Raw genomic sequence first — 24,001 nt, 5'->3', positions numbered from 1 at the left:
CCGGCCCGCGGGGGAGCTAGCGCTCCGGCGGGGTCCGGGCCCACGTGTACTCGAACTCGGGGCGCCCACGGGTGCCGTAGCGCGGCGTCCTGAGGACCGACTTCCGGTCTGCGAGGTACTCGAGGTACCGCCGGGCCGTGACGCGGGACATGGAGAGGGCCTCCGACACCTCCACGGCCGAGGTGGGTTCGTGCAGCTGCTTCAGGATGCCGGAGACGGCGCGCAGGGTCTCCGCGGAGAGGCCCTTCGGGAGTGCTGCGGCGGTTGCGGGCCGGAGGGACGCGAAGGCCTGGTCCACCTCCTCCTGCGTGGTGGCGGAGGCCTGCTCCACGAGGTTCCGCCGGAAGTCCCGGTAGGCGTCGAGCTTCTCCCGGAACGCGGAGAACGTGAACGGCTTGATGAGGTACTGGACGATCCCGGAGGAGATGGCCGACCGCACCACCTGCAGGTCCCGCACGGCGGTGATCGCGATGATGTCCACCGGGAGGCCGAGGCCGCGGAGCCGACGGATGATGTCCAGCCCGTGCGCGTCGGGGAGGTTCATGTCCAGCAGGATGAGGTCGACGGCGGCCCCGCCGCGCCCGGGCTCCTCGCCCGACAGCCTGAGGAAGGCCGCGAGCTCCGCCCCGCTCCGGGCGATGCCCGCGAGGTCGAACCCCTCGAGGCGCCGCACGTACTCGGCGTGCGCATCAGCCGCGATGGGATCGTCCTCCACGACGAGGACCCGGATGGTGCTCATGCGCGGCCCCCGCCGTCGGCCCGCGCGGACGCGAGGGGCAGCCGGACGGTGAACCGCGCCCCGCCGTCGTCGGTGTCCGCCACCTCGACCGACCCGGCGAAGCGGCGGACCGCCTGGCGGACGAGGGCCAGGCCGATGCCGCGCCCCGCGGGGATCCCGCCCCCCGGCTCCTGCGGTGGTTTCGTGCTGTAGCCGAAGTCGAAGATCCTCACCTTCTCGGAGTCCGGCAGGCCGTTGCCGTTGTCCTCCACGGCGATCTCCAGTGCGGAGGCGCCGTCGCGGTCGACCGCGCGCCGGACCGTGAGCCGGACGCGGGGTTCCTCGGACCGGGCGGCCTCGTCGAACGCGTTGTCGAGGAGATTCCCGATGATGGTCACGAGGTCCACGGGATCGAGGGAGCCCGCCTGGGCGTCGGCGGCGATGTCGGCGGTGAGCTCGATCCCGCGTTCGTTGGCCTGGGCGGCCTTGCCGACGAGGAGGGCCGCGACGAACGGCTCGTCGACGGCCCGCACCACCTCGTCCGTGAGTCGCTGCGACTGCTGCAGGTCCCTGGTCGCGAAGTCCACGGCCTCGGCGTCCCTGCCGAGTTCCACCAGCGAGACGATGGTGTGCAGGCGGTTGGCGTGCTCGTGCGTCTGCGAGCGCAGGGCGTCCGTCAGGGTCCGCATGGTCTCGACCTGCCCGGTGAGGTCCTGGATCTCGGTGTGGTCGCGCAGCGTGGTGACGGTGCCGAGGGCGCCCTGGGCGGCGCGGCCCGGGGGAGCGGGCGGCACGGCAGGCTCCTGGTTGACCACCAGGACCCGCGTGTCGGTGACGTGGACCTCGTCCAGGGCGCGCCGGCCGGAGGCGAGCAGGTCGCGCAGCGACGGCGGGACCGCGAGGTGCGACGCCAGGACGGGTTCCTGCGAGCCGTCGAGCCCGAGGAGCCGGGCCGCCTGGTCGTTGTACAGCACCAGGCGCCCCGCCGCGTCGGTCAGGAGGAGCCCCTCCCGCACCGAATGCAGCACGGAGTCGTAGAACACGAACGTGCGCGACAGTTCGGCCGGTCCCATGCCGAGGGTCGCGTCGCGGAGGCGCCGGCTGAGCAGGAACGAGCCGAGGGCTCCCGGTGCCAGCGCGCCCAGGGCGATGACGGCGACGAGCGGGAGCTGCGCGTTCCGCGCGATGGCGGCACGGTCCACGGTGATGCCCGAGGCGACCATGGCGCGCACCGTCCCGCCGTCGTCCACGACGGGGACGATCGCGCGGATGGAGGGGCCGAGGGTCCCGGCGTAGATCTCGGAATGCGTGTTCCCGGCCAGGGCCTCGGTCACGGACCCGATGTAGGGCCTGCCGATCTCCTCCGGGTTGCGGTGGGTGAAGCGCGTGCGGTCCGTCGCCATGATCGTGATGAAATCGACGCCCAGGCGGTCCATCACCTCCACCGCGTAGGGCTGCAGCGTCGCCGAGGGGTCCGGCCCCTGCACGGCGTCGAGGACGGCGGGCTCGAGGGCGATCGAGGTGGAGACGGCGACCATCCGCTCGGCGGCGGCGTCGTTCACGCCGCGCGCGGCGTCGAGGTACAGGATCACGGACAGGGATGCGGAGAGGACCACGATGAAGACGAGCTGCGCCAGGAAGAACTGACCCGCGAGGCTCCACCGACTCACGCCGCGATCCCGCTCCTTCCGAATGCTGCCGGCACCGCCGGATGGTCCGACGGCCCGCGCAGCCATGACCAGTATGAACACAATCGTGATCCGGGTCACTCACGCAGGCACGATAGGGGGGAACGACTCAACACTACGCTTCCTGGCCAGACCCCCGCGGACGAAGAAGGACCTTCCCCGCCGGCGCCGGCGGGCGGCCGACACCAAGGGAGAACAGCATGGCTATGGCGCCAGCGCGGTCCGACAGCGGACCAGCACGACCCCGCAAGCGGGTCGACAAGACCCACTTCCTCTACATCGCCGTCATCGCGGCGGTGATCCTCGGCGCGATCCTCGGCCTCGCCGCCCCCGAGTTCGCCAAGGCCCTCAAGCCCCTCGGCACCGGGTTCATCAACCTCATCAAGATGATGATCGCCCCGATCATCTTCTGCACCATCGTGCTGGGGGTCGGCTCGATCGCCAAGGCTGCGACCGTCGGCAAGGTGGGCGGCCTGGCGCTCGGCTACTTCATGCTCATGTCGACGTTCGCGCTCGCGATCGGGCTCGTCGTCGGCAACCTCATCCAGCCCGGCGAGGGCCTGGACATCTCGTCGTCCACCTACGAGCTCCCCGCCACGGCCGAGGGCGCACCCGAGGGCACCGTCGGCTTCCTGCTGAGCATCATCCCGGTCACGCTGCTCTCCGCGCTCACCGGCCCCAGCATCCTGCAGACGCTGTTCGTCGCGCTGCTCGTCGGCTTCGCGCTGCAGAAGATGGGCACGGCCGGCAAGCCGATCCTCCGGGGCATCGGGCACATCCAGGCCCTGGTCTTCCGCATCCTCGTCATGATCATGTGGCTCGCGCCGATCGGTGCCTTCGGCGCCATCGCCGCCGTCGTCGGCGAGACCGGCGTGCAGGCGATCATCAGCATGGCCACCCTCATGGTCGCGTTCTACATCACCTGCATCCTGTTCATCGTGATCATCCTGGGCGGACTGCTGAAGATCGTCACCGGCGTCAGCATCTTCAAGCTGATGAAGTACCTGGGCCGCGAATACCTGCTGATCTTCAGCACCTCCTCCTCCGAGGCGGCCCTGCCCCGCCTGATCGCGAAGATGGAGCACCTCGGCGTCTCCAAGCCCGTCGTCGGCGTCACCGTCCCCACCGGGTACTCCTTCAACCTCGACGGCACCGCCATCTACCTCACGATGGCCTCCCTGTTCGTCGCCGAGGCGCTCGGAACGCCTCTGGCCCTCGGCGAGCAGATCTCCCTGCTCGTCTTCATGATCATCGCCTCCAAGGGCGCGGCGGGCGTCACCGGTGCGGGCCTGGCCACCCTCGCCGGCGGCCTGCAGTCCCACCGCCCCGACCTGGTCGACGGCGTCGGCCTGATCGTCGGTATCGACCGCTTCATGTCCGAGGCCCGTGCGCTGACCAACTTCACCGGCAACGCCGTCGCGACCGTCCTCATCGGCACGTGGACCAGGGAGATCGACCGCGCGCGGGTGGACGAGGTCCTCGAGGGCCGCGAGCCCTTCGACGAGGCGACCATGAGCACCGACCACCGCTTCGACAACGACGACGCCGCGAATGAGGACGGCATCGAGGAGAGCGCGGCACTGAAGACCGACGCCGCCGTGGCAGCACCCCCCACGCGCTGACCGTCGGCGGGGGATCCTCCGCCCGGGCACGACGGCGGCGGACCGGGCACTCCCGGTCCGCCGCCGTCGTCGTTCCCGGTGCAGGACGCCGCCCGGCGCGAAGCTTCGACCTCAGGTTGAGGATCAAGGCTCGTCGCCCCCCGGCATCGAACTTCACGGCGGCCGCCCTCGGCGTTGTACCGTTGACCTAGAGAAAGCGGCCCCCGGGCGAGCACGGGCCGGCCTGCACCGACATTGATGGAAGCGTGGAGACATACGTGAGTAGCGACCAGGGTTCAGCGACCCTGCCCAGCGCAGCGGACACGGAACTGGGCCCCACCGGCCGCCCCGTGACGGAGTTCCCGGAGCCGAGGGTCCTCGATTCGCACGGTCCCGCGCGAGTCATCGCGATGGTGAACCAGAAGGGCGGCGTCGGCAAGACGACGTCCACCATCAACCTCGGCGCCGCACTCGCCGAGGCGGGTCGCAAGGTCCTCCTGGTCGACTTCGACCCGCAGGGCGCGCTGTCCGCCGGCCTCGGCACCAACCCGCACGAGCTCGACGTCACGGTGTACAACGTGCTCATGGACCGCAAGGTCTCCATCCAGGACGCCATCCAGCACACCGCGATCGAGAACATCGACCTGCTGCCGGCGAACATCGACCTCTCCGCCGCGGAGGTGCAACTGGTCAACGAGGTGGCGCGCGAGCAGGTCCTCGACCGTGCGCTGCGGAAGGTCTCGGACGACTACGACGTCATCCTCATCGACTGCCAGCCCTCCCTGGGGCTGCTCACGGTGAACGCACTCACCGCCGCGCACGGCGTCATCATCCCGCTGATCTGCGAGTTCTTCGCGCTGCGCGCGGTGGCCCTGCTGGTCGAGACCATCGAAAAGGTGCAGGACCGCCTGAACCCGCGGCTGCAGATCGACGGCGTGCTCGCGACCATGTACGACGCCCGCACGCTCCACAGCCGGGAGGTCATCGCGCGCCTCGTCGAGGCGTTCGGCGACAAGGTCTTCGAGACCGTCATCAAGCGCACCATCAAGTTCGCGGACGCGACCGTGGCGGCCGAGCCCATCACGTCCTACGCCGCCAACCACTCCGGCGCGGACGCCTACCGCAGCCTCGCCAGGGAACTCATCAGCAGGGGCGGAGCGCCCTAGTGCACGCACACCCCGGCCCCTCCCGGTCCCGCTAGGGTGCCGGGCGTGGCGGTCGCGCCCGTGACCGACCGGTCGGCGGAGCCCGCGGCCCGGCAGGTCTTCGAGGTGCAGCTGACCAACTTCAGCGGGCCCTTCGACCTGCTCCTGAATCTCATCTCCCGGCGGGAACTCGACATCACCGAGATCGCCCTGGCCCAGGTGACGGACGAGTTCATCGCGCACATCCGTCGCATCCAGGCGGCCGAGGGCGAATGGAAGCTCGACGAGGCGAGCGGATTCCTGGTCGTCGCGGCGACCCTCCTGGACCTGAAGGCGGCCCGCCTGCTGCCGGCCGGCGCCGTCGAGGACGAGGAGGACGTCGCGCTGCTCGAGGCCCGGGACCTGCTGTTCGCCCGGCTCCTGCAGTATCGCGCCTTCAAGGAGATGGCCCGGCAGCTCGCAGCGCGCCTGGAGGAGGAGGACACCCGCCACCCGCGCGAGGCGCCACTCGAGCCCGAATTCACGCGTCTCCTCCCCGAACTCGTCTGGCGGCACTCTCCCGAGGAGTTCGCGGCCCTCGCAGCCCGGGTACTCACGCCCCGCCAGGAGCAGCCGGCGGAGGTCGGTATCGCCCACCTGCATGCGCCTGTCGTCAGCATGCAGGACCAGGTACTGATCCTGCGGCACCTCCTGCGCGGCCGGGGAGCGTTGCCCTTCCGGCGCCTCACGGAGGACACCGGCTCCCGGCTGGTGATCGTGGTGAGGTTTCTCGCCCTGCTGGAGCTGTTCCGGGACGGCGCCGTCTCCTTCGAGCAGGCCGCCCCCCTGTCCGAACTCCTGGTGCGGTGGAGCGCCGAGGACGAGTGGGGCACGCCCGACGCTCTGACGGGCGAGGACGCGGGAGAGGACGACGGAGGCCGGCATGCCTGAGGGGACCGTCCCGGACGGGCAGGACGTCCCCGTCGAGGAGCTGCCCGGCGGGCTGCGTGCCGCGGTGGAGGCGATCCTCATGGTCGCGGACCGTCCGGTCACCGACGAGCAGGTCGCCGCGGTGCTCGACCGGCCCGTCGGACAGGTGCACGCGGTGCTCGTGGACCTGCAGCGGGAGTACGACGGCTATACTGGGACAGGCTCCCAGTGCGCCGACCATTCCGTGCCGCGTGGTTTCGAACTCAGGAACATCGCCGGCGGGTGGCGCATCTTCTCGCGGAAGCACTTCGCGTCCGTCGTCGCAGACTTCGTGCTCGACGGCCAGTCAGCCCGGCTGTCCCAGGCGGCGCTCGAGACCCTGGCGGTCATCGCGTACCGCCAACCCGTGTCGCGTGCCCGGGTGTCCGCGATTCGGGGTGTCAATGTCGATTCGGTGGTTCGCACGCTGCTCCAGCGCGGACTGGTTGTCGAGCTCGAGACCGATCCGGAGACCGGTGCCGTCCTTTATGGGACCACCACCCTCTTTCTGGAAAGATTGGGGCTGGGCGGCGTCGACGAACTGCCCCGGATCGCTCCCCATCTGCCGGGCCTCGAGAGCCTTGGGGAGTATGACGAAACGACGTACTGAGCACGACCGACGAGAAGGACTTTCTACATGACACAGCAGCCAGGATCCGGTTCCGGACGCAATACGCCGCGCCGCGGCGGATCGGCCGGGCGCTCCTCGGACGCTGCCCGTACCAGGAAGTCAGCTCCCCGCTCCGGATCGGCGCAGGGCGGTCGCTCCGGCGAGGGGCGTCCCTTCCAGGAGCGCTCCGATCGCGCCGGACGTCCCGGTGAGGGCCGCTCCTTCCGGGACGACGCCCGTTCCTCCGAGGGACGCCCTTCCGCTTCCGGCGATCGTCGCGAGGGTCGTCCCTCCGCAGCACGATCCTCCGCAGCACGGTCCACCGAGGGACGCCCCTCCGGCACGGGCGATCGCCGCGAGTCGGCCGATGGGCGTGCCCGCTCGGCGTCCGGCCGTCCCTCCGCGGGGACCCCCTCGAGCCGCTTCGGGGCGAAGGCGGGAGGGCGCACCGGCGGCAAGCCCGGCCGCCCGGGTGCCGCGACCGGCGCACGCGGCGAGCAGAAGGGCGCCGCGCGCCAGAAGCCGGCCGGGGCGAAGCCGTTCGGGCGCGAGCGGTTCGGCGAGAACCTGGGCCCCGTGCGCGTGGCGAAGCCGAAGCGCGCGAGCCGTCCCGCGGACGAGATCGACGTGCACAACCCCGAGGGCGTCCGCCTGCAGAAGGTCATGGCCCTCGCCGGCGTCGCCTCGCGCCGTGTGTGCGAGGAGATGATCCTCGACGGGCGCGTGGAGGTGGACGGCACCGTCGTCACCGAGCTCGGCGTCCGCGTGGACCCCGCGCAGGTCGCCATCCACGTGGACGGCATGCGCCTGCAACTCGACGAGAACCTCAAGTACTACGTCTTCAACAAGCCCCGCGGCGTCGTCTCCACCATGGAGGACCCCGAGGGCCGTCCGTGCATCAGCGACTTCCTCAAGAACAAGAACAAGAACGAGCGGCTCTTCCACGTGGGCCGCCTCGACGCGGAGACCGAGGGGCTGCTCCTGCTCACCAACGACGGCGAACTCACCAACCGTCTGACCCACCCCTCCTACGAGGTCCCCAAGACATACCTCGTGCAGGTCCGCGGCCCCATGGCCCAGGGCATCGGTGCGCAGATGAAGGAGGGCATCGAACTCGAGGACGGCCTTGCGAAGGTCGACTCCTTCAAGCTCGTCGACTCGACGCCCGGCCACATCCTCGTCGAGGTCGTGCTCCACTCGGGCCGCAACCGCGTGGTCCGCAGGCTCTTCGACGCCGTCGGGCACCCCGTGGAGCGCCTCGTCCGCACCCAGCTCGGCCCCATCCGCGTCGGTGACCAGCGCCAGGGCAGCATCCGCGTGCTCGGACGCCAGGAGGTCGGGCACCTGCTGGCATCGGTGGGCCTCTAGCCGATGACCACGCGCACGGAGCAGGGGACGCACCTCGCCGGACCGGTCCTCGTCATCGGGGCCGGCCTGCTGGGTGCCAGTATCGGGCTGGGCCTGCGGGCCCGCGGGCTCGACGTCGTCCTGTCCGACAGCTCTCCCTCCACGGAGGCCGTCGCGCGTGACATCGGCGCCGGCCGGCTCCTCGCGGACGCGCAGGGTGCGGGGGAGCGGCTGGCGCCGGAACTCGTCGTCGTCGCGACTCCTCCCGACGTCACCGCGCGGGTCGTGGCCGCCGCGCTCCGGGACTACCCCGACGCCGTCGTCGTCGACATCTGCAGCGTGAAGGAAGCTATCCTCCGCGAGCTCGAGGCGACCCCGGGAGCCTCCGCGCACCTGTCCCGCTACGTCGGCACGCACCCGATGGCCGGTCGGGAGACCTCCGGGCCCGTCGCGGCCCGCGCGGAGCTGTTCACCGGGGCGCCCTGGGTCCTCTGCGGTGCCCCCGCTTCCGCCGAGGCCGTCCTGTGCGCCGAGCGGCTCGCCGTCGACCTCGGGGCCGTGCCCGCCCGCATGTCCGCCGAGGAACACGACCAGGCCGTGGCGCTCATCTCCCACCTGCCGCAGGTGGTGTCCTCGCTCGTGGCGAGCAGGCTGCAGGACTCACCCGTGCAGGCGCTCTCGCTCGCCGGCAACGGGCTGCGGGACGTGACGCGCATCGCGGCGAGCGACCCGCGCCTGTGGGTCCAGATCCTCGCGGCCAACGCAGGCCGCCTCGTGGAGATCCTGTACGGCGTGCGCGAGGACCTGGACCGACTGATCACCACCCTCGAGGACCCGACGCGCGGCGGGGCGCGCCTCGACATGGCCCAGCTGATGTCCGAGGGGAACGCCGGCCAGGCGCGCGTGCCCGGCAAGCACGGCACCCCGCCGAACTCCTTCGCGCGCCTGACCGTGCTCGTCGACGACGTGCCCGGGCAGATCGCGAAACTCCTGACGGAGATCGGGCACACCGGCATCAACGTCGAGGACTTCCGCCTCGAACACTCTCCCGGACGCCAGGTCGGCCTCGCCGAACTGTCGGTCATCCCGGGCAAACGACAAGAACTGACGGAGTCCCTGACGCAGCGGGGCTGGAAGGTAGTGCAGTGACGCAGGTTTCAGCAGTCCCGGCGCAGACGTCCCCGGCCGCCGACGCCGCGGGTGACCCCGCGCGGTCGGGCCCCTCCTCGGGCTTCCGGCTCGGCAAATCCCTGGTCGTCGCGATCGACGGACCCTCCGGCTCCGGCAAGTCCAGCGTCAGCCGCGAAGTGGCCCGGCGGCTTCGGGCCGCGTACCTCGACACGGGCGCGATGTACCGGGCGGTCACGCTCCACTGCGTCGCCCAGGGGATCGACCTCGAGGACAGCGCAGCGGTCGAGGCGGCGGCGCGGGAGATCGAGCTGTTCATCAGCACCAGCCCGGACCGCGAGTCGGTGACCATCGCGGGCGACGACGTCACGGCCGCCATCCGCGAACCCGAGGTCTCCTCCGCGGTGAGCGCCGTCGCCACGACGATGGGCGCCCGGGCCGAGCTCATCCGGCGCCAGCGCGCGCTGATCGCCGGCGCCGGCCACCGCATCGTCGCCGAAGGGCGCGACATCACCACCGTCGTCGCCCCCGACGCCGAGGTGCGCATCCTCCTCACCGCGAGCGAGGAGGCCCGCCTGCGCCGCCGCGGGGACCAGCTCGGCGGCACGCAGTCGGACGCCCAGCTGAAGCGGCAGGTCACCGAGCGGGACGCCCGCGACTCGACCGTCGTCAATTTCCGGCAGGCAGCGGACGGGGTCGTCACCCTGGACTCCTCCGATCTCGACTTCGAGCAGACCGTCTCCGCGGTCCTCGGCATCGTGCGCACCGTGGCGCACTGACCGTCCCACCCGGGACACCACCGCAGCATCCCGGGCGCGAGCCCACCAGGATCGCCGTCGGGAGACGGCGAACACCAACCGAAGGACATACCAGATGAGCGAGAACCTTTCGCCGGACGAGCAGGGCCCCGGAGCCGACGAGGACTACGAGCCGAGCGGCGAGGACCAGGTCGGCGCGCTGCTCGACAGCCTCGACGACGCCGAGGCCGAGCAGCGCGCCGCCTCCCTCCGCGCGGGCCTCGAGGACTACGAGCTCGACGACGAGGACGCGGCGCTCCTCGCCCGCGGCCACGAGGACTTCGACGACGAGGCGGAAGGCCGGATGAACCCGGTGCTCGCCATCGTCGGCCGCCCCAACGTCGGCAAGTCCACGCTGGTCAACCGCATCCTCGGCCGCCGCGAGGCCGTCGTCGAGGACACGCCCGGCGTGACCCGCGACCGCGTCTCCTACCCGGCCCAGTGGTCCGGACGGAACTTCACCCTCGTGGACACGGGCGGCTGGGAGCAGGACGCCAAGGGCATCGCCGCGCGCGTCGCGGACCAGGCGGAGATCGCCGTGGACATGGCGGACGCCGTCCTGTTCGTCGTCGACGCCACCGTCGGCGCCACCGCGACCGACGAGGCCGTGGTGCGCATGCTGCGCCGCAAGAACCGGCCCGTCATCCTCGTGGCCAACAAGGTGGACGACATCCAGAACGAGGCCGACGCCTCCGTGCTGTGGGGGCTCGGTTTCGGCCAGCCCTGGCCGGTGTCCGCACTGCACGGCCGGGGCACCGCCGACATGCTCGACCACATCAACACGATCCTCCCCGAGTTCTCCGAGCACGGTGGCATCGAGCGCTCCGGCGGCCCCCGCCGTATCGCGCTGATCGGCCGGCCGAACGTGGGCAAGTCCTCGCTGCTGAACAAGCTCGCGGGCACCGACCGCGTCGTCGTCGACCCGCTCGCCGGGACCACGCGCGACCCCGTCGACGAGATGATCGAGCTCGGCGGGCGCACCTGGCGGTTCGTCGACACCGCGGGCATCCGCCGCCGCGTCCACATGCAGCAGGGCGCCGACTTCTACGCGTCCCTGCGCACCCAGTCCGCGCTGGAGAAGGCGGAGGTCGCCGTCGTGCTCCTCGCCGTCGACGAGGTGCTCAGCGAGCAGGACGTCCGCATCCTGAACCTGGCCATCGAATCCGGCCGGGCGATCGTCCTGGCCTTCAACAAGTGGGACCTGCTCGACGACGAACGCCGCCGCTACCTCGAGCGTGAGATCGACCAGGACCTGGCCCACGTGGACTGGGCCCCGCGCGTGAACATCTCGGCGCTCACCGGCTGGCACAAGGACCGCCTCGTGCCCGCCCTCGACGTCGCGCTCGAGTCCTGGGACCGCCGCATCCCGACGGGCCGCCTCAACGCGTTCCTCGGGGAACTCGTGGCAGCCCACCCGCACCCCGTGCGCGGCGGCAAGCAGCCCCGCATCCTCTTCGGGACCCAGGCCTCGAGCCGGCCGCCGAAGTTCGTCCTGTTCACCACCGGCTTCCTCGATCCGGGCTACCGGCGCTTCATCACGCGCCGGCTGCGCGAGACGTTCGGCTTCGAGGGCACGCCCATCGAGGTCAGCATGCGCGTCCGGGAGAAGCGCAGCCGCAAGCGCTGACCCGTGCCGGCGTGCTGATCCGCTCCGGACATGCTGTATTGTTGTCCGAGTGGTTTGGCCTGCTGGACAGGCCGTTCGGGATGTGGCGCAGCTTGGTAGCGCACTTGACTGGGGGTCAAGGGGTCGCAGGTTCAAATCCTGTCATCCCGACCATGAGATGTCCTCGGGCATCGGCCGCGGAACGCCTTCCTTCGGGAGGGCGTTTCGTGTTTCCCGGGCCGGGGGACTCTCGGCCCTAGGCACGCCACGCCGCGGGGACGAGCATCGACGCATGACCGGTGACTCCTCCTCCGCCGTCGACGGCCACGCCCGACGGCATCCCTCACCCGCCCGTACCGCCGCCCCGAGGGCGCGCCGACGGCCGGGCCCCGGCCTCCTGCCGGACAGCACGGGAACTTCGGGGACCACGGCCCCGCTGCGGACGGGGGCTGCGTACGGCCTGTCCGCCGCATTGGGCGGAGTCACGCTGATCGCCGCCGCCGGGTCCTTCGTCCTTCCCGGCGTGCTGGGCGGCCCGGCCGTGTCACAGGGCAACCTCCGCGGGACCGCGTTGGTGCTGATGGCCGTCGCCCTCCCGCTGCTCGTCGCTTCGATGGCCTTCGCGGCGAGGAACTCCGCCCGGGCCCTCGTGGTGTGGCTCGGAACGGTGGCCTACATCATCTACCAGGCCGTGCTGTTCCTGTTCGGAACGCCCTTCAACAGCCTGTTCCTCGCCTACGTGGCGATGCTGTCGCTCGCCCTCTGGTCCGCAGGATCCCTGCTGCGGCAGATCGATCTGGCGGCGTTCGACGCACGCTTCGACGAGCGCCTGCCCGCACGAATCATCGCAGGGTACGCGGTCGTCATCGCCGTCCTCAATGCCCTGGTGTGGCTGCGGACGATCGTGCCCGCGATGCTCGACGATCCCCCGTCCGCGTTCCTGGAGGGATCGGGCATGACGACGAACCCGGTCTTCGTCCAGGACCTCGCCGGGTGGCTCCCGCTGCTCGTGGTCTCCTCGTGGTGGCTGTGGAAGGGCCGCCCGCAGGGCCGCCTCGTCGTCGGCGCGCTGCTGGTCATGCTGGTGGTCGAGGGCGTCGGCGTGGCCACGGACCAGTGGTTCGGGGCCCTCGCGGACCCCGGCACGCCGTTCGCGTCGATGGCGGCGGTCCCCCTCTTCGCGGGCCTCGCCGTCCTCGGCATGGTGCCGCTCGTCGCCTACTTCCGGCACCTCGATGCGGGACACGCGGAGGAGCCCGGTTCCCCGCGGCACGCACGACCGCGCCCGCGGGACGCATGACCACGCGCCCGGGGCCGCGGCTCGCGCCGGTCGACGAGGCCAACCTCGTCCTCGACCACGCCGGCCAGGTGAACGTGTTCCTCGTCACGGGTCTGTTCGCCGCGGGCGGGTTCGTGCGTCCCGATGACGTCCCCGACCTCGGCGTGGTGCGCGCCGCCGTGCGGGAACGGCTCGCCGCGGTGCCCCAACTCTGCCGGCTCCCGGTGCGGGACGGCCGCCGGCACCGGTGGGCGGAGGTGCTGCCGGACCTCGACCATCACGTCCGCCTCGTGGACGCCGTGGCAGGACGGGCCGGCCTGGAACGCCTGTGCGGGGAGCTGATGACGACGCCCCTGCCCCGGGATCTGCCGCCGTGGGAGCTGCTGCTGGTCCCGGGTGCCGGCCCCGTGGGCATGGGGCTGGTGCTGCGCATCCACCACGTGCTGGCCGACGGCCTGGGCGCGGTCGCCGTGGTGCAGCAGCTCTTCGACCCGGACGGAGCATCCACGCCGCCCGCCGCATCGCGTCCGGTCACCGCACCACGCCCACGGCGGACGCTGCGCAGTGCCCTCGCCGGGCGCGCCGAGGGCTGGCGCCGCATCCGGCTGACCCTCCGCGGCGGGGAGGTAGGGTCCACCCTGCTCCTGGGCGAGCGGAGCCCCCGCCGCGGCGTCGCCTTCCTCGACGCCGACCTCGGAGCCCTGCAGGCGCACGCGCGACCCGTCGGTGCCACCGTGAACGACACCCTCCTCTCCGCCGCGGCGGCCGGCTATCGGGCGGCGCTCGCGCAGGCCGGCGAGGAGATCCCCGCCGGCCTGCCGGTGTCGGTCCCCGTGGCACTGCAGCGCCGCGGCCCGTCGGCCAACCACGTCGGAGTGATGCTGGTGCGGCTGCCGCTCGGCGAGCCCGATCCCGAGGAGCGACTGCGACGCATCGCGGCGCAGACCCGCACGGGGAAGGTGAAGGCCCGGGAGCAGGGCACGCTCGAACTCATGCGCGGCCCCGTGGGCGCGCGGGTCATGGACCGCGCCGCGCGCAACCAGCATCTGGTGGCCGGTTTCGTGACCGACGTCCCCGGGCCACCCGGGACCCTCCGGCTCGCGGGGGCACCGCTGACCGCCGTCTGGCCCGTCGCGGTGCTCGCCGCGAACGTCCGGCTCGGGGTCGCCGCGGTCTCCTACAGCGGCCACCTGCGCTGCGGCGTGCACTTCGACGCGGCGACCGTGCCGGGGGCGGAGTTCGCGGACGGCATGCGGGAGGAACTCGCGCGCCTTGCAGGGCCTCCCAGCTGATCGTCGGGCCGCGGAGCCGAGCCGCCGACGGGCGCGGTCAGGCCTGTCGGGAGGCCACCGGAACCAGCGTCAGCGCCCAGGCGCGGGCGCGTTCCTGCTCTCCCTGCACGAGGTGGCTGTCGGAATCGACGAGGAAGTCCTCGCGTGCGGCGAGCGGAAGATTCCGCCGGTGGAGCCGTCGCCGGATCGCGGCCGTGGCATCGCCGGCGAAGATGCGGGGGAAGTCCGCCCGCGTCGAGAACGCAGCGAAGCGGGGCTCCGGCGGGGACACGGTCACGCGCTCCAGCCATTCCCGCATCCCCGGGCGCATGGCACCCGCCTCGAGTGTCAGATCCCGGTCGCCGTCATCGGCCCAGGAGGCGGCTTCCTTCCGCGACGACGCCTGGGGGAGGGTGTGCGCGTGGGTGGGGGCGCCGACGACGACGAGGTCGTAACCGGACACCTGCGCCGGAGCCTCGGCCGCCGTCGCCACCGTGACCGCGGAGCCGGATGACCGCAGGGCCTCCGCGACGGCCTCGGCGATCATCCGGGTGTTACCGAACATCGATTCGTACACGACCAGTGTGTTCATCTGCCGTCCCTTTCGTCGGTCTGCGCAGAGAAGTCTCCACCGGCCGCACGGAGCCCGGAAGGGTCCAACGTCCCGCCGCACCGGCACTCCGTGCGGGAGGAGGTGCACTGCCGTCCCGCACCCGTCGTGCCCGGTGAGAGGCGCGTCACGGCGTCGCGCGTTATGCCTATACTCGACCAGTACTTGTCCCGGGCGGCGCCTCGGCCGCCGCCGGTGCACCTCGCGTCCGAAAGGCAACCATGAGCAACATCCCAGACGGCCTCTACTACACCGCGGAGCACGAGTGGGTGAGTGAGCCGGCCGTCGACGGCACGGTCCGCGTGGGCATCACCGACTTCGCGCAGGACGCGCTCGGTGACGTCGTGTACGTGCAGATGCCCGAGGCCGGGACCGGCGTCACCGGCGCGGACGTCGTCGGCGAGGTCGAGTCCACCAAGAGCGTCAGCGACATCTACGCGCCGGTCACCGGGGAGGTCGTGGCCCGCAACGAGGCGCTCGACGACGATCCCTCCCTGATCAACTCCGACCCCTACGGCGAGGGCTGGCTGCTGGAGATCAAGGTCGCGGACCCCGCGGTCGTCCAGGATCTGCTGAGTTCGGCCGACTACTCCCAGCAGGTAGGCTAGATCTACCCCGCAGAGGCAGGGACGGCAGGGTCGGCGCCACGCCTCCCTGACGTGCAGTAGGTGGAGGAAAGACCATGGTGCCCCACGTGAATCCAGCCGGAAACGGAGAAGAGCCGAACATGACGTCTCCCGAGACAACGAGCATCGCCCTGCCCCCGCAGGCCGCGGAGATCGAGCTGGAACGTCACCTGACGCGTGAGGAGCAGGGCTCCGTCGCCGCGCTCCCCGCAGGGTCGGCGCTGCTGATCGCGCACTCCGGGCCGAACGCCGGCGCACGCTTCCTCCTCGACGAGGACGTCACGAAGGCCGGCCGCCACCCGAACGCCGACATCTTCCTCGACGACGTGACGGTCTCCCGCCAGCACGCGGAGTTCCGCCGCTCCGAGAACGGCTTCATGGTCGTCGACACGCGGAGCCTCAACGGCACGTACGTCAACAACGACCGCGTGGACAGCATCGTCCTCCGCAACGGCAACGAGGTGCAGATCGGCAAGTTCCGCCTGACGTTCTACGCAGCACGCACCGCCACCGGCCAGGGCGGCCAGCGCACGACAGCCCAGGCGTAGTCCCCTTCATGCCTGCCTCCCACCCTGACCGCCGTCCGGCCGGCATCGTCTCCGGTTCGTCCGGCGGCGGTGTGCTCAACATCGGCGAGGTCCTGCGCGAGCTGGCCGAGGACTTCCCCCAGGTGACGGCCTCGAAGATCCGGTTCCTGGAGGAGAAGGGCCTGATCTCGCCGCAGCGCACACGCGCCGGGTACCGGAAGTACGCCGCGCACGACGTCGAGCGCCTCCGGTTCGTGCTCGCCCTCCAGCGCGACCAGTACCTTCCCCTCAAGGTCATCAAGGACTACGTCGACGCCATCGACCGCGGCGAACGCCCCGAGTCGCTGCCCGGCGGGATGACCCTCGCGCCCCGCGTCGTCTCGGACCAGCTGTCCCGCGAACTGCAGGGACACGCGCGCCGGCTCACGGCGGAGACCCTCGCCGCGGAGGCCGGGGCGCCCCGACGGCTCGTCGACGACCTCGTGAGCTTCGGCCTGATCGCGGTGGTCGACAACCGGTTCGACGAGCACGCCCTCAAGATCACGAAGGCCTGCGTGCAGCTCGAGGCCCACGGCATCGAACCCCGGCACCTGCGGCCCTTCCGCGCTGCCGCGGACCGCGAGCTCGGGCTCGTGGAACGCGTCGTCGCGCCCCTGGCCTCCCGCCGGGATGTGGCCTCCAAGGCCCGCGCCGCGGAGACCGCACGCGAGATCAGCGAACTCTGCCTCGGCCTCCACAGCGCCCTGGTACACAGCCATATCGCCCGGATGGACAGTTAGGAGGCTCCCCGTGATCGAAGTAGAAGTGGTCGGCGTGCGGATCGAACTGCCGTCCAACCAGCCGCTGGTCCTCCTGCGTGAGGCGGCGGGGGAGCGGCACCTGCCCATCTGGATCGGTGCCCCCGAGGCCAGTGCCATCGCCTTCGTGCAGCAGGGGATCGTCCCGCCCCGCCCCATGACCCACGACCTGCTGGTCGACGTCGTCGCCGCGGCGGGCAAGAAGATCAGCGAGGTCCGCATCACGTCGGTGGAGGACACCGTCTACCACGCGGAACTCGTCTTCAGCGACGGCACGACCGTCGGCTCGCGCGCCTCGGACGCGCTCGCTGTCGCCCTGCGCGTGCCGTGCCCCATCTTCTGCGCCGACGAGGTGCTGGCGGTGGCCGGCGTCGAGATCGCGGAGGCGGACGACGACGAGTCGGGCGACGGCCCCGCGGAGGAGACGGCCGAGAAGGAGGTCCTCCAGTTCCGGGAGTTCCTCGCCGACGTGGAGCCCGAGGACTTCGAGCGCTGATCCCGCGGCCCCCGGGCGCCCGCTCCGGCGACCGTCCACCGGTCCACGACGACACGCTCAGTCCCGAGGCCAGCGTCTTTGACCTTGCCGCTCGCGCGGCCTAACGTCGAAGGATACAGTTCCCATTGCGTGCGTGAAGGGCCCGGGGCACACTTGAGTGCACATCCTGGAGGTCTGCCTGATCAGCGAATGTCCCGGGGAACCCGACGAGGAGGCAGCACGTGAGTCCGAAGGGTGACGCCGGCAAGGCAGAGACCCCGTCAGGCGCAGCTGTCCCGGCGAGCGCCCAGGGCCTCCTGTTCACGGAAGACCTTCCCGTCCTCGACGAGGACGCCGGGTACCGGGGTCCCACCGCCTGCAAGGCGGCAGGCATCACGTACCGCCAGCTCGACTACTGGGCGCGGACCGGACTCGTCGAACCGGCCGTCCGGGGGGCGTCGGGCTCCGGCACGCAGCGCCTCTACGGCTTCCGCGACATCCTCGTCCTCAAGGTGGTCAAGCGCCTCCTGGACACCGGGGTCTCGCTCCAGCAGATCAGGACCGCCGTCGAGCACCTCCGGGAGCGCGGGGTGGAGGACCTCGCCCAGATCACGCTCATGAGTGACGGCGCGAGCGTCTACGAGTGCACCTCCGCGGACGAGGTCATCGACCTCGTGCAGGGCGGACAGGGAGTGTTCGGCATCGCCGTCGGCCGCGTGTGGCGCGAGGTCGAGGGAAGCCTCGCGGCCCTGCCCAGCGAGCACGCGGTGGACCAGGACTTCCCCGGCGACGAGCTCAGCAAGCGCCGGGCCACCCGCAGGATCGGCTGATCCACCCTCACCCGTCAGGGCTGCCGGAGGCCCGCACTTATCGCCGGGCGGCCCGGCTGCGCATCCTGCCCGGATCGACCACGCTCTCCAGCAGTTCGTCGAAGTAGCCCGCGGCCTGCTGCGCGGCCTCGCCGGGCCAATGGTGCACCGAGTGGGCGGCCCCTTGGATCTGCTGCCAGTTGGCCTGCTCCGGGATGGTGGGGCTCAGCATCAGGTCCCCGAACATCTGCCGCATCTCGCCGAGACGGAACGCGTGCTCGTGGGAGGTCGTACGCACCCGGTTCGCCAGGATCCCCGCGGTCTGCAGGTTCGGGGCGAATTCGCGGCGGAAGAGTTCGAGGGCGCGCATCGCCCGCTCCGTGCCCGCCACGGAGAAGAGGGCCGGCTCCGCCACGAGCAGCACCCTGTTGCTGGCGGTCCACGCGATCCGCGTGAGCCCGTTCAGCGACGGCGGGCAGTCGACCAGGACCAGGCTGTAGCCCTCGACCCGCGACAGCAGGGTGGCCAGGCGCCGCTGGTCGCGGCGCCCGAGGTCCGGCCGGTCGTAGATGCCCGAGTAGGCGGACCCCATCGCCACGTCGAGGCGGGTCCTAGCACCCGGCTGCCCGGTCGCGACCCAGCCGCTGGGGACGACGTTGGCGCCCAGGTCGGCGCGCCGTGCATCCTTCAGCAGGCGCCCGATGTCGGTCCGGTCAGACGGCCTCACCCCCAGGCCCGTGGTCGCATCTGCATGCGGGTCGAGATCGACGACGAGCGTCGGGATGCCGGCGGCCAACGCCGCCGACGCCAGCCCCAGCGTCACCGACGTCTTGCCCACTCCGCCTTTGAGGCTGCTGATGCTCACTACCTGCACGTGTCGAACCCATACCTATCCCTGGCCGCGACGGGCGGCCCGCTGTCCTTGTGATCCCCGACCATCATAGGTTGCCTGATCCCTCCGGGCGGAGCCGCCCGTCGCCGCGCCGGGGGGTCAGGTGCCGGCAGGCCGCCGGTCCAGATGGCGGCACGACCATGGACGGGGGCGGCCCCGCGGGTAGGATCGAGCAAGCGTGACGAACCCGACCCGCGATGATGCAGGAGTGCGATGTTCTCGAAGATTTTGGTAGCCAACCGTGGCGAGATCGCCATCCGCGCCTTCCGTGCCGGGCACGAGGTGGGAGCGAAGACGGTGGCCGTCTTCCCCCACGAGGACAGGAACTCCATCCACCGCCAGAAAGCCGACGAGGCGTACCTGATCGGTGAGGAGGGCCACCCCGTCCGGGCGTACCTCGACATCGCGGAGATCATCCGCGTGGCGCGGGAGTCCGGCTGCGACGCCATCTACCCCGGCTACGGCTTCCTGTCCGAGAATCCCGGCCTGGCCCGGGCCGCGGCGGAGGCGGGGATCACGTTCGTGGGGCCGCCGGCCGACGTGCTGGAGCTCGCCGGGAACAAGGTCAAGGCCCTCGACGCCGCCCGCGCGGCGGGCATCCCGGTCCTCGCGTCGTCGCGGCCCAGTGCGGACGTCGCGGAGCTGATCGCCGCGGCCGACGAGATCGGCTTCCCCGTCTTCGCGAAGGCGGTGGCCGGCGGCGGTGGACGCGGGATGCGCCGCGTGGACGCGCGGGAGGCCCTGCCGGAGGCGCTGGAGGCCGCGATGCGCGAGGCCGAGTCCGCGTTCGGTGACCCCACCATGTTCCTGGAGCAGGCCGTGCTGCGCCCACGCCACATCGAGGTGCAGATCCTCGCGGACGCAACCGGCAACGTGATGCACCTGTTCGAACGCGACTGCTCCCTGCAGCGCAGGCACCAGAAGGTCATCGAGATCGCGCCCGCACCGAACCTGGACGAGTCGATCCGCCAGGCGCTGCACCGCGACGCCGTGACGTTCGCGACCGCCCTGGGCTACGTGAACGCCGGGACGGTCGAGTTCCTCGTGGACACCGTCGGCGAGCGGGCCGGCCAGCACGTGTTCATCGAGATGAACCCGCGCATCCAGGTCGAGCACACGGTCACCGAGGAGGTGACCGACGTCGACCTCGTCCAGTCCCAACTGCGCATCGCCGCCGGCGAGACCCTCGCCGATCTCGGGCTGAGCCAGGACACCGTGACCCTGCGCGGCGCGGCCCTGCAGAGCCGCATCACCACGGAGGATCCCGCGAACGGGTTCCGTCCCGACGTCGGCAGGATCTCCGCCTATCGGTCCGCCGGCGGCGCCGGGGTGAGGCTCGACGGCGGGACCGTCTACGCGGGGGCCGAGATCAGTCCGCACTTCGACTCGATGCTCGTCAAGCTCACCTGCCGGGGCCGGGACTACCCGTCAGCCGTCACCCGGGCGCGGCGTGCCCTGGCCGAGTTCCGGGTCCGTGGCGTCTCGACGAACATCTCCTTCCTCCAGGCCGTCCTGGACGACCCCGACTTCATCGCAGGCAACGTGGCGACGTCGTTCATCGACGAGCGCCCCGAACTCCTGACGGCGCGCGTGCCCGCCGACCGCGGCACCAAGCTGCTCACCTGGCTCGCCGACGTGACCGTCAACCAGCCCCACGGGGCGCGGCCCGCGCACCTCGACCCACGCGAGAAACTGCCGTCGCTCCCGGAGTCCGGCAGCGACGCCGGGGCGGATGCCGCACCGACCGGCAGCCGGCAGCGGCTGCTCCGACTCGGTCCGGAGGGATTCGCCAGGGCGCTGCGCGATCAGACCGCCGTCGCGGTCACGGACACCACGTTCCGCGACGCCCACCAGTCGCTGCTCGCCACGCGCGTCCGGACCCGCGACCTCGCCGCCGCCGGTGCGAGCGTCTCCCGGCTGACCCCCGGGCTGCTGTCCGTGGAGGCGTGGGGCGGCGCCACCTACGACGTCGCGCTCCGCTTCCTCGGCGAGGACCCGTGGGAGCGCCTGGACGTGCTGCGCCGCGAGGTCCCGGACATCTGCCTGCAGATGCTGCTGCGCGGGCGGAACACCGTGGGCTACACGCCCTACCCGGAGGCCGTGACGACGGCCTTCGTACAGGAGGCCGCGGCGTCGGGGATCGACATCTTCCGCATCTTCGACGCCCTGAACGACGTCACGCAGATGGAACCCGCGATCCGTGCGGTCCGCGCGACCGGGACGGCGGTCGCGGAAGTGGCGCTCTGCTACACCTCGGACATGCTCGATCCGGGGGAGAAGCTCTACACGCTCGAGTACTACCTCGACCTGGCCCGGAAGATCGTCGACGCCGGCGCCCACATCCTGGCCATCAAGGACATGGCAGGGCTCCTCCGCCCGGCCGCGGCCGCGCAGCTCGTGACCGCCCTGCGGGAACGCTTCGACCTGCCCGTCCACCTGCACACCCACGACACCGCCGGCGGCCAGCTCGCCACGCTCCTCGCCGCCGTGGACGCGGGGGTCGACGCCGTCGACGTCGCCAGCGCCGCCCTCGCCGGCACGACGAGCCAGCCCTCCGCGTCGGCCCTGGTCGCAGCCCTGGCGCACACGCCCCGGGACACCGGCCTCGACCTCGACGCGGTCTGCGCCCTGGAACCCTACTGGGAGGCCGTGCGCCGCATGTACGCGCCGTTCGAGTCCGGGCTGCCCGGCCCCACCGGCCGCGTCTACCGCCACGAGATCCCCGGCGGGCAGCTGTCCAACCTGAAGCAGCAGGCCATCGCCCTGGGCCTGGGGGAGAGGTTCGAGGCGATCGAGGACATGTACACCGCGGCGGACCGCATCCTCGGCAGGCTGGTGAAGGTCACGCCGTCCTCGAAGGTCGTGGGAGACCTCGCCCTGGCCCTGGTGGGGAAGAACGCCGATCCCGCCGAGTTCGAGGAGAACCCGCAGGCCTTCGACATCCCCGACTCCGTCATCGGGTTCCTCAACGGCGAGCTCGGCAAGCCGCCCGGTGGCTGGCCGGAGCCGTTCCGCACCAAGGCCCTGAAGGGCCGCGAGCTCAAGCCACGCGACGCCGAACTGACCGCCGACGACGAAGCGAATCTCGCCGGCTCCCCGTCGGAGCGCCGGGCCGCGCTCAACACGCTGCTGTTCGCCGGGCCCACGAAGGACTTCCGTGCCACGCGTGACACCTACGGCGACGTGTCGCTCCTGGGCACGGCCGACTATCTCTACGGGCTGCAGCCGAACACCGAGCACGTCATCGAACTCGAGAAGGGCGTCCGGCTCATCGCCACCCTCGAAGCGGTGTCGGAGCCCGACGAGAAGGGCATGCGCACGGTGATGTGCACCCTGAACGGGCAGATGAGGCCGGTCAGCGTGCGGGACAGGAGCATCCACAGCGACGTCGTGGTCGCCGAGAAGGCCGATCCCGGGAACGCCGGCCACATCGCCGCCCCGTTCGCCGGGTCCGTGACGATCACCCGCACCGAAGGGGACAGCGTGGCTGCCGGAGACACGGTCGCCACCATCGAGGCCATGAAGATGGAGGCGAGCATCACGACGCCCGTGGCGGGCACCGTCCGGCGGGTCGCCTTCTCGGGGGCCGCACCGGCGCAGGGAGGGGATCTCCTGCTCGTGGTCTCGGCGTCGTGAGCGGGCGGCACGCGTCCTCGATCAGCCGGCGGACCGGGCGCCGCTAGACTGCGGGGTGTGACCCACTACGACCTCGCGATCATCGGTTCCGGCTCGGGCAACACGCTCATCTCCCCGGAATGGGAGGACCGCAAAGTGGTGCTCGTCGAAGGCGGGACCTTCGGCGGGACCTGCCTCAACGTGGGCTGCATCCCCACGAAGATGTTCGTCTATCCAGCCGGCCTCGCCTCGGCTCCTGCGGAGTCCGCGCGCCTCGGTGTCGACCTCTCGCTGGACGGGGTGCGCTGGCGGGACATCCGGGACCGTGTCTTCACGCGGATCGACGCCATCTCGACGGGCGGGAGGACGTACCGCGCGGAGGAGCTCGCCAACGTCACCCTCATCGAGGAGTACGTCCGCCTGACGGGGGAGAGATCCTTCCGGACGCCCGGCGGCGACGTCGTCACGGCGGACCAGGTGGTCCTGGCCGCCGGCTCCCGCGCCACCCTCCCGGACATCCCGGGCATCACCCTTCCCCAGGTGCACACCTCTGACTCCGTGATGCGCCTCGACGAGCAGCCACAGCGGCTCCTCATCATCGGCGGGGGCTACATCGCGGCGGAGTTCGCGCACGTGTTCGGCTCCTTCGGCACCCGCGTGACCCTCGCGGTCCGTTCGGCCGGCATGCTGCGCCATCTCGACGACGCCCTGTCCGCGTCCTTCACCGAGCAGGCCGCCCACCAGTGGGACCTCCGGTTGACGACCGACGTCACGGGGATCTCAGCCAACGACGACGGCAGCGTCACGGCCCGGCTGAGCGGACCCGCCGGGGTCTCCGACCTCGAGGTCGACGCCGTGCTGGTGGCCATCGGGCGTACCCCGAACACGGACCGCCTGGGTGCGTCCGAGGCCGGACTCGACCTGCACGACGACGGCCGCCTCGTCGTCGACGAGTTCCAGCGTGTCCTGCGGGGCGGGAGGCCCGTGGACGGGCTGTGGTCCCTCGGGGACGTGAGCAGCGACTACCAGCTCAAGCACGTCGCGAACCGCGAGGCGAAGATCGTCGCGCACAACCTGCTCCACCCCGACGCCCTGCGGGCGAGCGACCACCGTTTCGTGCCCGCCGCGGTGTTCTCCCACCCGCAGGCGGCGACCGTGGGCATGACCGAGGAGCAGGCCCTCGCGTACGCCGACGCCGAGGGGACGGCCATCGTGACGGCCGTGCAGCACTACGGCTCGACGGCGTACGGCTGGGCGATGGAGGACTCGCTCGGTTTCGTGAAGATCGTCGCCGAGCAGCACACGGGCCGCATCCTCGGCGCCCACATCCTCGGCCACGAGGCGTCGATGATCATCCAGCCGCTCATCCAGGCCATGTCCTTCGGGCTCGACGCCCGCACGATGGCCACGGGCCAGTACTGGATCCACCCTGCCCTCACCGAGGTGGTCGAGAACGCCCTGCTGCATCTGGCGGTGGACTGACCGGAAGGGTGTCCCTCCGCCGGGCGGCGG

General features: G+C 71.5%; 21 protein-coding genes and 1 tRNA gene. 18 read left to right on the top strand and 4 right to left on the bottom strand.

From position 1 onward, the window contains the following. Nucleotides 1-16: 16 nt before the first annotated feature. On the bottom strand, nucleotides 17-739 hold the full coding sequence (locus ACX80P_RS04105) for a response regulator (RefSeq protein ID WP_459276749.1): 723 nt from the start codon (nucleotides 737-739) through the stop codon (nucleotides 17-19). Beyond that, the gene (locus ACX80P_RS04100; RefSeq protein WP_459276748.1) at nucleotides 736-2,388 is read right to left on the bottom strand and encodes a sensor histidine kinase; all 1,653 of its coding nucleotides are present in this window, start codon (nucleotides 2,386-2,388) and stop codon (nucleotides 736-738) included. The genes ACX80P_RS04105 and ACX80P_RS04100 overlap by 4 nt, the downstream gene beginning before the upstream one ends. Before the next feature lie 224 nt (nucleotides 2,389-2,612). On the opposite strand from ACX80P_RS04100, the gene ACX80P_RS04095 reads away from it, so the two are divergent. The 11 genes from ACX80P_RS04095 to ACX80P_RS04045 all read left to right on the top strand — a co-directional run bounded on the left by ACX80P_RS04095 (nucleotide 2,613) and on the right by ACX80P_RS04045 (nucleotide 14,159). After that, entirely contained in the window at nucleotides 2,613-4,028 is a 1,416-nt protein-coding gene (locus tag ACX80P_RS04095; protein ID WP_459276799.1) for a cation:dicarboxylate symporter family transporter, read from the top strand. Nucleotides 4,029-4,285: 257 nt separating this feature from the next. Further along, nucleotides 4,286-5,173, top strand: coding sequence for a ParA family protein (locus ACX80P_RS04090; protein ID WP_459276747.1), 888 nt, complete (start codon nucleotides 4,286-4,288; stop codon nucleotides 5,171-5,173). A gap of 45 nt (nucleotides 5,174-5,218) precedes the next feature. Further along, nucleotides 5,219-6,082: a segregation and condensation protein A gene (locus ACX80P_RS04085; protein ID WP_459276745.1), complete on the top strand. Its 864-nt coding sequence runs from the start codon at nucleotides 5,219-5,221 to the stop codon at nucleotides 6,080-6,082. Continuing rightward, nucleotides 6,075-6,710 (top strand): SMC-Scp complex subunit ScpB, encoded by a 636-nt coding sequence (gene scpB / locus ACX80P_RS04080; protein ID WP_459276744.1) that lies wholly within the window; start codon nucleotides 6,075-6,077, stop codon nucleotides 6,708-6,710. The genes ACX80P_RS04085 and scpB overlap by 8 nt, the downstream gene beginning before the upstream one ends. Nucleotides 6,711-6,737: 27 nt before the next feature. Further along, on the top strand, nucleotides 6,738-8,078 hold the full coding sequence (locus tag ACX80P_RS04075) for a pseudouridine synthase (protein WP_459276743.1): 1,341 nt from the start codon (nucleotides 6,738-6,740) through the stop codon (nucleotides 8,076-8,078). A gap of 3 nt (nucleotides 8,079-8,081) precedes the next feature. Continuing rightward, nucleotides 8,082-9,206 carry a prephenate dehydrogenase gene (locus tag ACX80P_RS04070; RefSeq protein WP_459276742.1) on the top strand — a complete coding sequence of 375 codons (1,125 nt, stop codon included), beginning with the start codon at nucleotides 8,082-8,084 and terminating at the stop codon, nucleotides 9,204-9,206. Nucleotides 9,207-9,307: 101 nt separating this feature from the next. Beyond that, nucleotides 9,308-9,964: a (d)CMP kinase gene (cmk, locus tag ACX80P_RS04065; protein WP_459276798.1), complete on the top strand. Its 657-nt coding sequence runs from the start codon at nucleotides 9,308-9,310 to the stop codon at nucleotides 9,962-9,964. Between the two features lie 94 nt (nucleotides 9,965-10,058). Further along, a complete protein-coding gene (der, locus tag ACX80P_RS04060; protein WP_459276741.1) occupies nucleotides 10,059-11,609 on the top strand; it encodes a ribosome biogenesis GTPase Der in 1,551 nt (516 codons plus the stop codon). A gap of 76 nt (nucleotides 11,610-11,685) precedes the next feature. Next, nucleotides 11,686-11,762 (top strand) — tRNA-Pro (locus ACX80P_RS04055). 118 nt (nucleotides 11,763-11,880) lie between these two features. Continuing rightward, complete coding sequence (locus tag ACX80P_RS04050; protein WP_459276740.1) at nucleotides 11,881-12,888, top strand: hypothetical protein; 1,008 nt, start codon at nucleotides 11,881-11,883, stop codon at nucleotides 12,886-12,888. Continuing rightward, nucleotides 12,885-14,159 (top strand): wax ester/triacylglycerol synthase domain-containing protein, encoded by a 1,275-nt coding sequence (locus tag ACX80P_RS04045; RefSeq protein ID WP_459276739.1) that lies wholly within the window; start codon nucleotides 12,885-12,887, stop codon nucleotides 14,157-14,159. Before ACX80P_RS04050 ends, ACX80P_RS04045 begins: the two co-directional genes overlap by 4 nt. Nucleotides 14,160-14,196: 37 nt before the next feature. Here the strand turns inward: ACX80P_RS04045 and ACX80P_RS04040 are convergent, their stop codons facing one another. Beyond that, entirely contained in the window at nucleotides 14,197-14,730 is a 534-nt protein-coding gene (locus ACX80P_RS04040) for a flavodoxin family protein (protein ID WP_459276738.1), read from the bottom strand. Nucleotides 14,731-14,969: 239 nt separating this feature from the next. On the opposite strand from ACX80P_RS04040, the gene gcvH reads away from it, so the two are divergent. The 5 genes from gcvH to ACX80P_RS04015 all read left to right on the top strand — a co-directional run bounded on the left by gcvH (nucleotide 14,970) and on the right by ACX80P_RS04015 (nucleotide 18,003). Beyond that, on the top strand, nucleotides 14,970-15,356 hold the full coding sequence (gene gcvH / locus ACX80P_RS04035) for a glycine cleavage system protein GcvH (RefSeq protein ID WP_459276737.1): 387 nt from the start codon (nucleotides 14,970-14,972) through the stop codon (nucleotides 15,354-15,356). Between the two features lie 74 nt (nucleotides 15,357-15,430). After that, nucleotides 15,431-15,922, top strand: coding sequence for an FHA domain-containing protein (locus ACX80P_RS04030; protein WP_459276736.1), 492 nt, complete (start codon nucleotides 15,431-15,433; stop codon nucleotides 15,920-15,922). 8 nt (nucleotides 15,923-15,930) lie between these two features. Continuing rightward, entirely contained in the window at nucleotides 15,931-16,680 is a 750-nt protein-coding gene (ftsR, locus tag ACX80P_RS04025; RefSeq protein ID WP_459276735.1) for a transcriptional regulator FtsR, read from the top strand. Between the two features lie 10 nt (nucleotides 16,681-16,690). After that, nucleotides 16,691-17,194, top strand: a complete 504-nt coding sequence (locus ACX80P_RS04020; protein WP_459276734.1) for a bifunctional nuclease family protein — start codon at nucleotides 16,691-16,693, stop codon at nucleotides 17,192-17,194. A 221-nt stretch (nucleotides 17,195-17,415) separates the two neighbouring features. Further along, nucleotides 17,416-18,003 carry a MerR family transcriptional regulator gene (locus ACX80P_RS04015; RefSeq protein ID WP_459276733.1) on the top strand — a complete coding sequence of 196 codons (588 nt, stop codon included), beginning with the start codon at nucleotides 17,416-17,418 and terminating at the stop codon, nucleotides 18,001-18,003. Nucleotides 18,004-18,040: 37 nt separating this feature from the next. On the opposite strand, the gene ACX80P_RS04010 is transcribed toward ACX80P_RS04015, so the two are convergent. Next, the gene (locus ACX80P_RS04010; RefSeq protein WP_459276732.1) at nucleotides 18,041-18,856 is read right to left on the bottom strand and encodes a ParA family protein; all 816 of its coding nucleotides are present in this window, start codon (nucleotides 18,854-18,856) and stop codon (nucleotides 18,041-18,043) included. A 231-nt stretch (nucleotides 18,857-19,087) separates the two neighbouring features. Here ACX80P_RS04010 and ACX80P_RS04005 point away from each other — a divergent pair, with 231 nt between their 5' ends. Further along, on the top strand, nucleotides 19,088-22,510 hold the full coding sequence (locus ACX80P_RS04005; RefSeq protein WP_459276731.1) for a pyruvate carboxylase: 3,423 nt from the start codon (nucleotides 19,088-19,090) through the stop codon (nucleotides 22,508-22,510). A gap of 57 nt (nucleotides 22,511-22,567) precedes the next feature. Next, nucleotides 22,568-23,971: a mycothione reductase gene (locus tag ACX80P_RS04000; protein WP_459276730.1), complete on the top strand. Its 1,404-nt coding sequence runs from the start codon at nucleotides 22,568-22,570 to the stop codon at nucleotides 23,969-23,971. Nucleotides 23,972-24,001: the final 30 nt, after the last annotated feature.

Source organism: Arthrobacter arabinosi (assembly GCF_054511115.1).
Note: the sequence above shows the minus strand (reverse complement) of the source record. Positions and strands in the feature narration are given on the sequence as shown.

Bases quoted from the DNA above. Each gene is read 5' to 3' on its own strand.
- ACX80P_RS04105 (WP_459276749.1), bottom strand. From the start codon at position 739: ATGAGCACCATCCGGGTCCTCGTCGTGGAGGACGATCCCATCGCGGCT.
- ACX80P_RS04095 (WP_459276799.1), top strand. From the start codon at position 2,613: ATGGCGCCAGCGCGGTCCGACAGCGGACCAGCACGACCCCGCAAGCGG.
- scpB (WP_459276744.1), top strand. From the start codon at position 6,075: ATGCCTGAGGGGACCGTCCCGGACGGGCAGGACGTCCCCGTCGAGGAG.
- ACX80P_RS04075 (WP_459276743.1), top strand. From the start codon at position 6,738: ATGACACAGCAGCCAGGATCCGGTTCCGGACGCAATACGCCGCGCCGC.
- ACX80P_RS04070 (WP_459276742.1), top strand. From the start codon at position 8,082: ATGACCACGCGCACGGAGCAGGGGACGCACCTCGCCGGACCGGTCCTC.
- der (WP_459276741.1), top strand. From the start codon at position 10,059: ATGAGCGAGAACCTTTCGCCGGACGAGCAGGGCCCCGGAGCCGACGAG.
- ACX80P_RS04050 (WP_459276740.1), top strand. From the start codon at position 11,881: ATGACCGGTGACTCCTCCTCCGCCGTCGACGGCCACGCCCGACGGCAT.
- ACX80P_RS04045 (WP_459276739.1), top strand. From the start codon at position 12,885: ATGACCACGCGCCCGGGGCCGCGGCTCGCGCCGGTCGACGAGGCCAAC.
- ACX80P_RS04040 (WP_459276738.1), bottom strand. From the start codon at position 14,730: ATGAACACACTGGTCGTGTACGAATCGATGTTCGGTAACACCCGGATG.
- gcvH (WP_459276737.1), top strand. From the start codon at position 14,970: ATGAGCAACATCCCAGACGGCCTCTACTACACCGCGGAGCACGAGTGG.
- ACX80P_RS04030 (WP_459276736.1), top strand. From the start codon at position 15,431: ATGGTGCCCCACGTGAATCCAGCCGGAAACGGAGAAGAGCCGAACATG.
- ftsR (WP_459276735.1), top strand. From the start codon at position 15,931: ATGCCTGCCTCCCACCCTGACCGCCGTCCGGCCGGCATCGTCTCCGGT.
- ACX80P_RS04005 (WP_459276731.1), top strand. From the start codon at position 19,088: ATGTTCTCGAAGATTTTGGTAGCCAACCGTGGCGAGATCGCCATCCGC.